The 12,768-nt window shown below is 63.1% G+C and carries 13 protein-coding genes; 6 read left to right on the forward strand and 7 right to left on the reverse strand.

The window, feature by feature from the left end; all coding sequences use genetic code 11:
* The first annotated feature begins 148 nt into the window (after positions 1–148).
* The 6 genes from GC125_RS01405 (at position 149) to trhA (ending at position 4,651) form a co-directional block, all read left to right on the forward strand.
* Positions 149–949: a helix-turn-helix transcriptional regulator gene (locus GC125_RS01405; protein WP_286165319.1), complete on the forward strand. Its 801-nt coding sequence runs from the start codon at positions 149–151 to the stop codon at positions 947–949.
* Positions 950–1,057: 108 nt separating this feature from the next.
* On the forward strand, positions 1,058–1,702 hold the full coding sequence (locus GC125_RS01410; protein ID WP_151983433.1) for an acyl-homoserine-lactone synthase: 645 nt from the start codon (positions 1,058–1,060) through the stop codon (positions 1,700–1,702).
* A gap of 106 nt (positions 1,703–1,808) precedes the next feature.
* Positions 1,809–2,198 (forward strand): hypothetical protein, encoded by a 390-nt coding sequence (locus tag GC125_RS01415; protein ID WP_151983435.1) that lies wholly within the window; start codon positions 1,809–1,811, stop codon positions 2,196–2,198.
* A gap of 66 nt (positions 2,199–2,264) precedes the next feature.
* Positions 2,265–2,501, forward strand: a complete 237-nt coding sequence (locus tag GC125_RS01420) for a hypothetical protein (protein ID WP_151983437.1) — start codon at positions 2,265–2,267, stop codon at positions 2,499–2,501.
* Between the two features lie 12 nt (positions 2,502–2,513).
* Positions 2,514–3,881, forward strand: coding sequence for a PepSY-associated TM helix domain-containing protein (locus GC125_RS01425; RefSeq protein WP_151983439.1), 1,368 nt, complete (start codon positions 2,514–2,516; stop codon positions 3,879–3,881).
* A 116-nt stretch (positions 3,882–3,997) separates the two neighbouring features.
* The gene (gene trhA / locus GC125_RS01430) at positions 3,998–4,651 is read left to right on the forward strand and encodes a PAQR family membrane homeostasis protein TrhA (RefSeq protein WP_151983441.1); all 654 of its coding nucleotides are present in this window, start codon (positions 3,998–4,000) and stop codon (positions 4,649–4,651) included.
* Positions 4,652–4,659: 8 nt separating this feature from the next.
* On the opposite strand, the gene GC125_RS01435 is transcribed toward trhA, so the two are convergent.
* The 7 genes from GC125_RS01435 to GC125_RS01465 form a co-directional block, all read right to left on the reverse strand.
* Positions 4,660–5,370 carry an FCD domain-containing protein gene (locus GC125_RS01435; RefSeq protein WP_151983443.1) on the reverse strand — a complete coding sequence of 237 codons (711 nt, stop codon included), beginning with the start codon at positions 5,368–5,370 and terminating at the stop codon, positions 4,660–4,662.
* Positions 5,371–5,451: 81 nt separating this feature from the next.
* Positions 5,452–6,510, reverse strand: a complete 1,059-nt coding sequence (locus tag GC125_RS01440; RefSeq protein WP_151983445.1) for a tartrate dehydrogenase — start codon at positions 6,508–6,510, stop codon at positions 5,452–5,454.
* A complete protein-coding gene (locus tag GC125_RS01445; RefSeq protein WP_286165320.1) occupies positions 6,497–7,600 on the reverse strand; it encodes an isocitrate/isopropylmalate dehydrogenase family protein in 1,104 nt (367 codons plus the stop codon). Before GC125_RS01445 ends, GC125_RS01440 begins: the two co-directional genes overlap by 14 nt.
* Positions 7,597–8,997, reverse strand: a complete 1,401-nt coding sequence (locus tag GC125_RS01450) for an MmgE/PrpD family protein (protein WP_151983447.1) — start codon at positions 8,995–8,997, stop codon at positions 7,597–7,599. Before GC125_RS01450 ends, GC125_RS01445 begins: the two co-directional genes overlap by 4 nt.
* Before the next feature lie 75 nt (positions 8,998–9,072).
* Positions 9,073–9,864 (reverse strand): SDR family NAD(P)-dependent oxidoreductase, encoded by a 792-nt coding sequence (locus tag GC125_RS01455; protein WP_151983449.1) that lies wholly within the window; start codon positions 9,862–9,864, stop codon positions 9,073–9,075.
* Positions 9,848–10,975, reverse strand: coding sequence for an AbrB family transcriptional regulator (locus GC125_RS01460; protein WP_286165321.1), 1,128 nt, complete (start codon positions 10,973–10,975; stop codon positions 9,848–9,850). Before GC125_RS01460 ends, GC125_RS01455 begins: the two co-directional genes overlap by 17 nt.
* A 31-nt stretch (positions 10,976–11,006) precedes the next feature.
* Complete coding sequence (locus GC125_RS01465) at positions 11,007–12,431, reverse strand: MmgE/PrpD family protein (protein ID WP_151983453.1); 1,425 nt, start codon at positions 12,429–12,431, stop codon at positions 11,007–11,009.
* Positions 12,432–12,768: the final 337 nt, after the last annotated feature.

Genomic DNA, 12,768 nt, shown 5'->3' on the forward strand with positions numbered 1-12,768 from the left:
CGAGCAATTTCTGGTCGCCGTCACGCAAGAAGGGCACTGACCACGGCTGACGGTGACCTTCAACGCGATCTTCGATCTCGGCAGCGGAGTTGCAACCAGTATCGCCTCCTGATTGCAAACGATACGGCGGTGAAATCTCCGATCGATCGTGGCTCGACTCGGCCCCGCCGATACGTACAATTGTACGTATCGAGATCCATCCAAGCTGTGGGGCATGGTGGCCGGAGCTGAAAGTGCGCTATCGGTGCGCGCGGCACATGCCGTGCGCATTGCAGAAACGGTCGATGACGCGGTGCGGGCGGTGCGCAGCCATTTCGGCTTCGACCACGCCACATATCATCTCGGATACACGATCGATGCAGCGATCGACGCGCCCTTCGTCAAAAGCACCTATTCGGACGCTTGGATGGGGCGCTACATCCTGAAGCGCTACGTCAATGTCGATCCGGTCGTGCAGCACGGGTTTCGCCGGCAGTTGCCGTTCTTCTGGAGCGAGCTGCCGATGGCGCCTCAAGCGATGGAGCTGATGCAGGACGCCATTGCGCACGGGGTCGGCACGGAAGGCTACACGATCCCGATCATCGATCGGGTGCGCCGATGGGCGCTGCTGTCGCTGACGACGACGCAACTCGATACCGCTCCCTTCCGGCGAATGGTCGAGGCTGAACGTATCGCACTGGCGGAGCTCGCCTTCCTGATCCACGAAAAGGCGATCGGCGAACTGCACGGCACGGACCCCTTGCCCGCACTCGCTGCCCGTGAGCTCGAATGCCTGACCTGGAGCGCGGAGGGCCGGACGTACAAGGAGATCGCACGCCTCCTCGACATCTCGGAACACACCGCACGCGCCTATCTGCGTTCGGCGCGGTTGAAGCTTGGTTGCGGCAGCATCGCAGAAGCGGTCGCCAAGGCAATCCGCTTCAATCTGATCGAAGACCAGAACAGGTAAGACGATACGTACATCGGTACGGACCGCAGCTGGCGGCACGGTCTGTGCGGATTTTCCGACCCGCAATCGAATGCCAACCTCGTTTCAAATTGAAACAGGGGGCAGCGCATGTTTCGGGTACTTCAGGCACCATACCGATCTTCAGATGCAGACAATCTCGATCAGATGTACCGCCTGCGCAAACGGGTGTTCATCGATCAGCTCGACTGGTCGCTGCAGCACTGCCCCGCCGGATTGGAGCGCGATCGATACGATGCGATGGATCCGGTCTATATCGTTTGGACCGACGACCGGACCGGCACCCTGCTCGGCTCGACGCGCCTGATGCCGACGACGGGCCCGACGCTTCTCTACGACGTGTTCGGCGAGACGTTTCCCGATGCCGCGTGCCTGGCCTCGCCGGGCATCTGGGAGGCGACGAGGACATGCGTGGACTGCAAGGCGATCGCCGCCCTGCGGCCAGACATATCGGCCAGCGACGCCTTCGCCACGCTCTGCCTCGCCATCATCGAATGCGGTCGCGCGCACGGGATCCACACGATCGTTTCGAACTACGAGCCGCATATGAAGCGGGTCTACCGGCGGGCGGGGCTGAAGTTGGACGAGGTGGGCCGTGCCGACGGCTACGGCAGGTTGCCGGTCTGCTGTGGAATTTTCGACATCTCACCACCGGTGGAAGCCGCGGTGCGGGAGAAGCTCGGGCTGGCGGGGCCGCTCTTTGCCCCCATTTTTTCAGAGCGCGCAGCCGCTTAAGCCCGCACGCTCGCATCACTTCGGCAACAGCGGCGACGCATTCCACGCGAAGCGAACGGGTCGCAGTGACTGCCACGGGGCTTTGTGGCAGGACGCGTTCATGGGGATGAACTGGAAACGCGTGGAGAGAACCGCGAGGCGGCTGATCGGCAGTCTGCTTCTCGCCTATCTTCTGTTCTTCCAGGGTCTCGTCACGAGCTACGCTCAGGCGACGATGCTCGGTGGGCCCGACCCGGCCACCGTCATCTGTTCGGTGCACGACGCAGTCGTCGACGGCGAGCCACATCCGCTGCAGGATCTAGACCGAGACTGCTGTTCGACGCTTTGCCAAGCTGCATGCGCGACCGGCGCGGCACTTCCCGGCGCCGACGTGGTCGCCTTTGCGCTTCCAGTTCTGGCGGGGCAGACCCATGCCCTGATCGCAGCGCCGCGGGCGCCGCCCAGCCGCTACGGCCTCGTTTCAAAAGCCCGGGCACCTCCTTCACTCTCCGTGTGATCTTTCCAGGTCGCTGGCTGCTCTAGCAGCCGGCTGCTTCTTTCCTGCACATCCTCGGAGAATTCCATGAAACCGACCCTTCTCGGGCAGGCGGCACTGCGTGTCCGCCATTCGATCACCCGTACCAACCTTCTCATCACCTCCGGCGCAACGGCAGGCGCAATCGTGCTCGCGCTTGTCGGCGCCATCATCGCGCACCAGCCGGCTCTGCCACCCATGCAGGCCCGCAGCATCGTCGATGAGAGCACAATCGCACCCGATGCGATGACGATGATCCCCGCCCCCGCGGCCAGCCGCATCTGACGGGAGAGATCGATGACCGACACGACCCTCAGCGCGGCCACGCAGCCGTCGCGCTCTGCCGATCTCTATCGCGCAGTCTGGCGCTGGCACTTCTACGCAGGACTTCTCGTCCTGTTTTTCATGATCACGCTCGCCGTCACCGGCGCGCTCTATCTCTTCCGCGACGAACTGGATGCGATCATCCATGCCGACATGAAGCAGGTCGCGGTCGCGGAAGCAGTCGACCTCACCGCGCCATCGACGATGATCGATGCGGCGCTGGACGCCTATCCCGGCACTGCGGTGAAATTCACCGATCCGGCACGCCCTGATCAGTCCGCCGAAATCACCGTCAACTCCGACGCCGGTCAACGCCTGGCGGTTTACGTGAATCCCTATTCCGCCGAAGTGCTCGGCGCGATGTCGGACCGGGGCACGGTCATGTGGACCGTGCGCTATCTGCACGGTCTGCGCTATTTCGGGCCGATTGCGCGCGGCATCATTGAGATCGTCGGTGGCTGGACGATTCTGCTCGTCGGGACCGGTATCTTTCTCTGGTGGCCCCGCGGGAAAGCCAAAGGGGGTGTCGTCACCGTTCGGGGCAAGCCGAAATCGCGTACATTCTGGCGCGACACCCATGCGGTGACCGGGATCTTCGTCGGCGCCTTCATCGTGTTCCTAGCCCTCACCGGCATGCCCTGGTCGAATGTCTGGGGCGGGACGATCAATGAATGGGCGAACGGCAACAATTTCGGATTCCCGGCGGGTGTGCGTGTCGCCGTTCCGATGTCGGATGAACATCTGCACCATATGGGCCAGACGAGCTGGTCGCTGGAACAGGGGCAGGTGCCGGAAACCGAAGTGCCGGCCGACCGCGCCGTCCCGATCGGTGTCGACCGCGCGGTCGAGACCTTCGAGCGCCTCGGGCTCCATGCCGGCTATGCGGTGAACATTCCCGCCACGTCGACAGGCGTGTTCACCGGTTCGGTCTATCCGGACGATCTCTCGCAGCAGCGCGTCGTCCACCTCGACCAGTACACCGGCGAGCCGCTGATCGACATGAGCTATGCGGATTACGGTCCACTCGGCAAATGGCTGGAGTTCGGGATCAACGTGCATATGGGCCAGCAATTCGGCCTCGCAAACCGGATCCTGCTGCTTGCCGTTTGCTTCGGCATCGTCGCCATGGCGATCTCGGCCGGCGTGATGTGGTGGAAGCGTCGCCCGAGCGGCGGGATCGGCATTCCGCCCATGCCGGCCGACAGGCGGGTATTTCGCGGGCTGATCGCCATTCTCGCGGTCGGCGGCATTCTTTTTCCGCTGACTGGACTGTCGCTGCTGGTGATGCTCGCTCTGGACTGGACGTTCATGCGCATGAGACGGCGGCCCTCAACGCGCTGAACCAGCACGGCCGGGGGTAGGCGTCGCAACCTTCCGGCCGATAGCCTGTTCAAGGTGGCGGCTTGACGTTCAGGAAAAAACGGGGCACCCGGGACATCAAACTGCGGAGGGAGTTCATGTCGGCCAGCCACGAGAACGATCGCGATCACGCAGCCTACCTGGCGGATGGCGCCGTCCATGCAGTCGGTCTCGCTGCTGGCCTGATCGGTGGTGTCGCGCTGGTGGTCATCGCGCTTCAGCACGCCGACGCCCTCCATACGGCAGGCGCCATCATCTATGTGGCGAGCCTGCTTGCCTCTTTTGCCGCATCGGCCGCCTACAACATGTGGCCGAACTCTCCGGTAAAGGGGCAACTGCGCAAGCTCGATCACGCGGCGATCTATGCGTTGATCGCCGGCACCTACACCCCGTTCGCGCTGCAGATCGATACGGTGGGCAACTGGTTGCTTTTGTGGATCTGGGGGCTCGCAGGACTCGGCATCCTGTTGAAGTTTTTCCCCATCGGCCGTTTCGAAAAGCTGTCGGTGCTGCTCTATCTCGCGCTCGCCTGGAGCGGCGTGCTGATCTTCGACGACATGATGGCGATGCTCGGTGCGCAGGTCGTTTCGTTGATCGTGATCGGCGGCCTCATCTATTCGGCCGGCGTCATCCTCTATCTCTGGCGGGGCCTGCGCTTCCAACGCGCGCTCTGGCATCTCTGCGTGCTGGTCGCGGCGGGCTTCCATTTCTCGGCCGTCACGGTGGCGATCGCTGGCCTTAGCAGCACGTAGCCTTCAGATCAGCTGTCGACTTCCACGGTCGCGTCCAACGCTTCCAGCGTCGAGCGGAAACGGATCTTCGAACGCTCCACATGGCGGAAGAAAGCTTCCTGGGCGCGTTCGCGGTTGCCGGAAGCAAGCGCGTCGACCATTTCGCGATGCTCGCGATTGGACACCGACAAGCCGCCCGCCTGGACGAGGCCACGAGCGCGGGCGAGGTGGAGCTTGTTCACGAAGCTCTTGTACTCCTTGACGAGCGTCTCGTTGCCGGTCGAGGTCACCAGATAGTCGTGGAATGCAAGATTGACCGGATAGTACTCGTCGAAATCCTTGCCGGCAGCGATTTCATCCATCTGATCGAGAAACGCGTTCAGCCGCGTCAGCATCTGATCGGTGACGAGATCTGCAAGCAGACGACCCGCCAGACCGAAGACCGCGGCGCGGACATCATAAATTTCCAGCGCTTCCTTGGCGGAAACCGAGCGCACGAAGACACCGCGGTTGCGGATGATGTCGACCAGACCCTTGGCCTGGAGACTGCGCGTTGCCTCGCGCAGCGGGCCGCGGCTTGTACCGAAGCGCGTCGAGATCTGAATTTCGTTCAGCCGTTCGCCTGGCTTCAGCTCTCCAGTGAGGATGAGATGCTCGAGCTCACGTTCGAGCACTCCCGTCAGCGAAGACGTGCGCAAAACCATCAGGTCGCTTCTGTCCGTCTTCATCTGCTGATACATGATCGTTGCCCTGTGACCGATGCTGGATTGTAGGCAATAAACAACGGTCGCGTAAGCTGCAACTGATATCGCAGTCGAGTGTCAGCCAAGGACCTCCAGTAACGCTTCCGTGACCGCCTGCGTATTGGCCTGTCCGCCCATATCCGGCGTGAACGGTCCCGACGCACTGATGGTCTCGATCGCCGCCATCAACTTGTCCGCGGCGGCTTTCTCGCCCAGATGCTCGAGCATCATCGCGCCGGTCCAGAAAGCGCCGATCGGATTGGCGATACCCTTACCCATGATGTCGAAGGCCGAGCCATGGATCGGTTCGAACATGGATGGGCTCTTGGCGGACGGGTCGATGTTTCCCGTCGCCCCGTTGCCGAGACTGCCGGTAAGAGCCGAGGCAAGATCGGACAGAATGTCGGCATGGAGGTTCGTGGCAAGGATCGTGTCGAAATTGCCGGGCTTCGTCACCATCATGGCGGCCATGGCATCGACGAGCTTCCAGTCGACGTCGAGCTCCGGGAATTCCTTCAGGACATCGCGGCAAACCTCGTCCCACAGCACCATGCCGTGGCGCTGTGCGTTCGATTTGGTGACGACCGTGAGCCGCTTTCGCGGCCTGGCCATAGCCGTCTCGCAGGCGAAGCGGCAGATGCGTTCGACGCCGGCGCGGGTGAAGATCGCGACATCCATCGCAACTTCGATCGGGAGGCCCGAATGGGCACGACCGCCAACGCCGGCATATTCGCCTTCGGAGTTTTCGCGCACGATCACCCAGTCGATCTGCTGCCCAAGTTCCTTGCGCAGCGGCCCGACGGTGCCGCCGAGCAGCTTCGTCGGCCGCACATTGGCGTATTGGTCGAGACCCTGACAGATGGCGAGCCGCAGTTCCCAGAGCGTGATGTGGTCGGGAATGTTGGGGTCGCCAACGGCCCCGAAATAGATGGTGTCGAATGCTTTAAGCTGCTCGACGCCATCCTTCGGCATCATCTCGCCGGTACGGCGATAGTAATCCGAGCCCCAGTCGAAGCGGGTGACTTCGACCGAGAACCCTTCGTTTGCGGCCAGCTTCTCGATGACGGCGACACCGGCTTCGATGACTTCCGGGCCGACGCCGTCGCCGCCGATCGCTGCGATCTTATGCGTGCGCATGCGCCTGCTCCATGCCCTTCAGGATGCCGTCGATCATCTGGCGCTGGGTGCCCGTACCGCGAATGTCGGGCGTGCGGGTCGCGGGATCGGAGAGCGCCTGGTCGATGCCGGCCTTCATGATGCGCGACATTTCGAGCGCGGCACCGATGTTGTGGTGGTGGCCCATCCAGTCGAACAGCATGCGTGTTGATTCGATCATCGCGAAGGGGTTGGCGATGCCCTTGCCGGCAATGTCCGGCGCGGAGCCGTGCGTCGCCTGGGCCATCGCGATCGAGCCGCGACCGATGCAGAGGCCCGGCGCCATGCCGAGACCGCCGACGAGGCCTGCCGCTTCGTCCGTCAGGATGTCGCCGAACATGTTGGTGGTGACCACCGTGTCGAAGCTCTGCGGATCGCGAACGAGGCGCATGGCCATCGTGTCGACGATGACTTCGTTGACCTCGACGTCCGGGAAATCCTTGGCGACTTCGTAGCAGCTGTCGACGAACATGCCGCAGCCGAGCTTGTAGACCGTATTCTTGTGAACGAGCGTCAGCTTCTTGCGGCGCGAGCGGGCGATTTCGAAGGCAGCACGTGCGACCTTGGAGGAGCCTTCGACCGTGATGACGCGCACCGAGATGGTGACGTCGTGCGTCGGGCGGAACTCGCCGGAGCCCATCACGACGTTGCGGTCGGGCTGGAAGCCTTCGTTGTTCTCGCGCACGATCACCATGTCGATGTCGTCATGCAGGCAGCCGATGCCCGGGAAGGACCGCGTCGGGCGGACGTTCGCGAACAGATCGAAGCGCTTGCGCAGGATCGGATGCGGATTGATGGCTTCCGGGACCTTCGGATATTCGCGGTGGCCGATCGGGCCGAGAATGAAGCCGTCGAGCTGGCCCAGTGTTTCCAGCGTGCCTTCCGGCATCGTGTGACCATGCGTGTCGAGCGCGCGGCGCCCGATCGGCACGTCGACCCACTCGATCTGCATGCCGGAGGCGGCAGCGGCGGCCTTGGCGATTTCGACCGAGGCCGGCACCACTTCATGGCCGATATCGTCGCCTTCGAGGATGCCGATGCGGAGGGATGACTTCTTCTGCACGTCACTCATTCTGCTGCTGCCTTTGTTTCAGCCGAGCCCGGCACGCTGGCGCGTGCGACTTCGGCGGCATCCTTCAGCTCTTCCAGCTTCCAGGATGTTTCGAGGAGTTTCTTGGTAACCGCGTCGCCGACAACGAGCGCCGACTGGACCGTGAACTTGTGATCGATCTGCTGATCCGTAAGCGGCACTTCCATGGATCCAATGGTGCGTTCCACATGCTTCGAGACGGTCGAGCCGTCTTCGAAGGTGACGAGGATATCGACCGATGCCTCGTGGCAGCTCTTGTCGGCGGTCGCCTTGGTCTTGTCGCGCAGCGCGATGATCTCCGGGTCGCGCACGAGCTCGTCGGTAAAGGCCGTCGGAGCGCCATCACCCTTGAGCAGGGCAGCGGCGGCGGCGTGATAGACGGAGAACTTGCCTTCCAGGCCCGTCTTCGGATCGGTCTTGCCGGTCAGTTCGAGCACCAGCGGATGCGTCGTCAATGCGACCGATTTGATCTGACGGATCTTCTCGTCGCCAAGCTCCTCGCGCAGCTGCACGCAGCCGTCGATCGTCGGGTGGATGACGATGCCGCAGGCGAAAGGCTTGTAGCTGTTGAGCGCCGATTCCCAGCGGGTGCCGAGGTCGTCGACGATCTCGGAATAATCCTGCTTATCGGACATGACGCTGGCGAAGCCGCGCGGCGCTTCGATGGCGCGCTCGGAGCTGTCGTAATTTGCTTCGGCGAGCAGCGCAGCAAACATGCCGTTCTGCGCAGCGCGGCCCGGGTGGAAGCTCTTGGTCATCGTGCCGAACATTTCGCGGAAGCCTGAGGACTGCGTCGCTGCGAGACCGAATGCCCAGCGCATCTGCTGCGCGTTGAGGCCGATGACCTTGCCGACCGCTGCCGCTGCGCCGAAGACACCGGCCGTGCCGGTGATGTGCCAGCCGCGATCATAGTGATGCGGATAGACCGAGTTGCCGATGCGGCACTCGACTTCGACGCCGATGATGAGCGCCGTCAGAAGATCGTAGCCGGAAATCTCGCGCGTTTCGGCAAGGGCGAGAAGCGCCGAGGCGACGGGGCCGGCGGGATGGATGATCGTCTTCAGGTGTGTGTCGTCATAGTCGAGCACGTGCGAGGTGATGCCGTTGACGAGCGCGGCGTGCAGCGCATCGAGCTTTTCCGTGCGGCCGATGACCGTCGAGGTCGCCTTGCCCGAAAATGGCGCGATGGCGGCAAGCGCACGGTCGGCCGTCTCGTGGCTCGCACCGCCGACGGCGCAGCCGACCCAGTTGACGAAAGTGCGCAGGCCTTCGCGGCGCACTTCCGGCTGGATGTCGGATCCTTTGATGTTGACGACCCAATCGGCGAGGATCTGGGTGACCTTCGGGGTGCCGGGAGCAGCTTCCTGATGCAGGCTCATTGTTGTTTCTCCTTAACTTTATTCGTACGCGCTTCCGGGCGGCGAACCGGTGTCCACTTCGCCTGAAGGCGCCTGTTAGAGCAGACCGCGAGCGATGCCGCCGTCCACGTTGATCGTTTGCCCGGTGACGTAGCTGGCGCGTGGGCTGGCAAGCCAGACGACCATGGTGGCTACCTCTTCGGCGGTTGCGAACCGGCCGAGCGGAATGTCTTTCGAAAAGTCTTTCAGGACCTCTTCGCGCGAGCGGCCCTCGTCGGCCGACATCTTGTCGGCGCGCTTGGTCCAGAGCGGCGTCAGCGTACGGCCGGGCGCGACGCAGTTCACGCGAATCTTGCGGTCGGCGAGTTCGGCGGCAAGCGTCTTCGTCAGGCCGAGCAGGCCGGCCTTGTGGACGTTCGAGACGATCTGGTGCTGGTACGGCATCTTGGAAGCCGCAGCACCGAGCGTCACGATTGCCGGGTTCTCGCCCTTTTGCAGGATGGGCAGAAGAGCGCGGATGGCGCGCACCGTCGAGAGGATGTTGAAAGTGTAGTTGCTGAGCCAATCCTCGTCGGTCAGGTCCTCGAAGGACGACCGGATGGAACCGCCGACGGCGGTGACCAGGACGTCGAGCGCATCCCAGCGCTGGCTGACAGCGGAAGCGAGTTCGTCGCCGGCGCCGCTCTGCGTCACGTCGCAGACAAGCGTTGCCGGTTTTCCGCCGACTGCGGTTTCGATTGCCGATGCCGCTTCGGAGAGATTGTCTGCGCTGCGCGATGCGATGACGACATCGGCGCCCTCGCCCACCATGAGGGATGCGGATGCCTGGCCGATGCCGTAGCTGCCACCGACGATGAGTGTGCGACGGCCGTTATACTGAAGGTCCAACGGTCCCTCCCTTCAATTTGAGATAGAGCTTGAAAACGAGAAGCACGGTCGACGACACGACGGCGATCCTCAAGACGTGGAATGCGGTGACGACCTCGGCTTCCAGGTGCATCACCTGCGCCGTCAGAACCATTTCGGTCACGGCGGCAGGGGCAAGTGACAGGAAGCTCGTCGTGAACGGCAGATCGGTCATCAGCGTCAGGACGAAGGCCCCGAACGCGGCGCAGCCGATCATGAATATGGAAACGAGAACAGCGGCGAAGGTGACGCGCGGCAACGCGGCCAGAAGGTCGCGCCGGAACTGGCAGCCGAGCCAGGTGCCGAGCATGATCTGCGCGATGATGATCAATGTCGGCGGAATGGAGACCGTGTAGAGGCCAAGCACGCCGATGATGATGCCCATCAGGATCGGTCCAACCAGCCACGGGTTTGGCAATGGCGTGGGCTTCAGCAGCCGTGCCATCAAATAGCCGAGCAGCAGCGACAGGCCGACCAACAGCCAATTGGAACCGGCCGAGGCCGCATCCGGTGCCGAGCCCTGCTCGCCGAAAATCACAACGAGGAACGGCACGATGGCCACGACGCCGGAGACGCGCAGCGCATGGACGACGGCGACCGAGCCGGCTGCCCCGCCATATTCCTTGGCGACAGTCGCCATGTCGGCGACGCCGCCGGCTGCAGTGGCAAAGAATGCGGTGACGTTGTCGACCTTGGCGAGCGGCTTGAACAGAAACGCCGCCACCATGGTGAAGGCGATGACGTAGAGGGTGCCGGCGACCATCGCCGGCAGCAGGCCCGCCATGGTGGCGAGAACCGCCGGCGTAAAGCGCATGCCGACGGCGACACCGATCGCCACTTGCCCGAGCTCGCGCCCCATCGGCACCAACGCTGATTCGAAGCCCATGATGGAGAAGGCGGCGAGCGCGAAGAACGGCCCGAGCATGAACGGCAGGGGCATGTTCACGACGTCTGCCAGAAACCCGGCAGCCGTCGCGATCGCATAGGTCAGTACGAGCAGGCCCCACCAGCGCGGCTGGCGATAGCGCTTGACCGCGCCGGGCTTGCCGCCCGGCACGGAACGCGGTGCCGCTTCTTTGCTGGCATCGGCCACGTGATGCATCCTGTCCGTTCGAGCGGCAGCGTCAGTTGCTGACGAGGGCCATCAGTCCGCGGATATCGGAAAGCTTTTCGAAATCCGCGACGACGCCGATGACTTCCTTCGCCTTGGCCTGATCCCAACGGGCGAACTCTGCGCATTCGAGGAACTTGGTCGCGACTTCGTCGTAGCTCATCGGGTTGGCCGGGCTGCCTTTGCCGAAATCCGCAAGGCCGGAAATCGTGCGGCCGTCCTTGAGCTTGATGTCGATATAGGTCGTCATCAGGTGGTAGCCTGCGGCTTCGGCGCGGTCGTCGACCACGAACTCGACCTTCTGGATCATCGCCTTGGCGTCGTCACGCAGGACGACTTCGTCGGTGAACTCGTTCAGGCCGGCACGGCCTTCGAGCAGCAGGATCGCCATGCAGAATTCCATGGAGAACTTGGCCTGCAGTTCGTTCTGCGGACGGTGGTGGATGAGCGCGTTCGGCATGTTGTGATTGGTGCCGATGCGGACGTGTTCGACGTCCGCCGCCTTGATGCCGTGCTCCTTGATGAGGCGCAGCATCTCGGTCATGCCCGGATGGGTGAGCGAGCCCGACGGATGCGGCTTGATCGACACGCCGGGGCTGTCGAACGTCCAGGGGTTTCCGAGCTTGCCGGAAATCGCGTTGTGATCGTAGCCGCCGCCCGCTGCGGAGAAGAAGCCGCGCGGCGCTTCGAGGATCGTCGGAGCCGCCGTCCAGCCATAAGAGGCGAACTGCGCGGCGACGATGCCGCTTTCCGACGAACGGCCGGCATGGAAAGGCTTCGTCATCGTGCCGAAGTTTTCGCGAAGGCCTGCGGACTGGCTGCCGGCGATCGAAAGCGCGCGCAGGAGCTGGTCGAGATCGAGGCCCATCAGGCGGCCGGCGGCCGATGCGGATGCATAGGTGCCGCAGGTTGCGGTGGCATGGAAGCCAGTCTGATAATGGCGCGGGTTGATCGCTTCAGCGATCTTGCACTCGACTTCGACGCCGATGTGGTAGGCGAGCATGACGTCGGCGCCCGACGAGCCGAGCGTCTCGCCCATGGCGAGCGCGGACGGAAGAGCCGGGGCGGTCGGGTGCGTCAAAAGACCGTAAACGCGGTCCTTGGCGACGGCGAGCTGCGTGTCGTCGTAGTCATCGGCATGGATACCGACGCCGTTGGCGAATGCGGCAAACCGCGGCGCGACCTTGCGGTTGGAACCGATGACGGTTGCCGAGCCGCTTCCGGCACCGAGATCGTCGAGATGCTGGCGGACATATTCGCCCGACTTCGCAACCGAACCGGAGAGCGCGAGACCGAGACCGTCGAGAATGGATTTCTTGCCGTTTTCGATAACGACGGCCGGCAGGTCCGAAAACTTCACGCTCTGGACGAACTCAGCGACTTCACGGGTGAGCGACGGGCTCTCGATCGGAGCGTTCTTGGCGGCTGCTGCAGTCATCTTCAGATGTCCTCCCTTGCAATTTGCTGGATGAACCGGGAGCTCGCGACACTGCCGCCAAGCCCCACCCGGTCTCGGCCGGCAACAAACGTGAGTTTCTGTCGATTGTCAACAACTTGAGGCGTCGAGCGAGCGGTTCACGAACAACCGTGTGGCCCGGGGCTCGCGGTTCCCTACAATCATGGGGGAGAAATGCCGTTATCGACCAATATTGCGCTGCATCACAGCCATATTGCAGCGCAATCTGAAATATTGTTGACAGTCGACTAACGCGGCCATAGCTTCTCGGACGGCTTTGGGAGGATGACCGTAAGGCCCGAGCCAGAAGAAGGCAAAG

This window comes from Rhizobium sp. EC-SD404 (assembly GCF_902498825.1).
Lineage (GTDB): Bacteria > Pseudomonadota > Alphaproteobacteria > Rhizobiales > Rhizobiaceae > Georhizobium.

Coding starts and splice junctions, on each gene's coding strand:
- GC125_RS01410 (WP_151983433.1), top strand. CDS start 1,058: ATGTTTCGGGTACTTCAGGCACCATACCGATCTTCAGATGCAGACAAT.
- GC125_RS01415 (WP_151983435.1), top strand. CDS start 1,809: ATGAACTGGAAACGCGTGGAGAGAACCGCGAGGCGGCTGATCGGCAGT.
- GC125_RS01420 (WP_151983437.1), top strand. CDS start 2,265: ATGAAACCGACCCTTCTCGGGCAGGCGGCACTGCGTGTCCGCCATTCG.
- GC125_RS01425 (WP_151983439.1), top strand. CDS start 2,514: ATGACCGACACGACCCTCAGCGCGGCCACGCAGCCGTCGCGCTCTGCC.
- trhA (WP_151983441.1), top strand. CDS start 3,998: ATGTCGGCCAGCCACGAGAACGATCGCGATCACGCAGCCTACCTGGCG.
- GC125_RS01435 (WP_151983443.1), bottom strand. CDS start 5,370: ATGTATCAGCAGATGAAGACGGACAGAAGCGACCTGATGGTTTTGCGC.
- GC125_RS01440 (WP_151983445.1), bottom strand. CDS start 6,510: ATGCGCACGCATAAGATCGCAGCGATCGGCGGCGACGGCGTCGGCCCG.
- GC125_RS01445 (WP_286165320.1), bottom strand. CDS start 7,600: ATGAGTGACGTGCAGAAGAAGTCATCCCTCCGCATCGGCATCCTCGAA.
- GC125_RS01450 (WP_151983447.1), bottom strand. CDS start 8,997: ATGAGCCTGCATCAGGAAGCTGCTCCCGGCACCCCGAAGGTCACCCAG.
- GC125_RS01465 (WP_151983453.1), bottom strand. CDS start 12,431: ATGACTGCAGCAGCCGCCAAGAACGCTCCGATCGAGAGCCCGTCGCTC.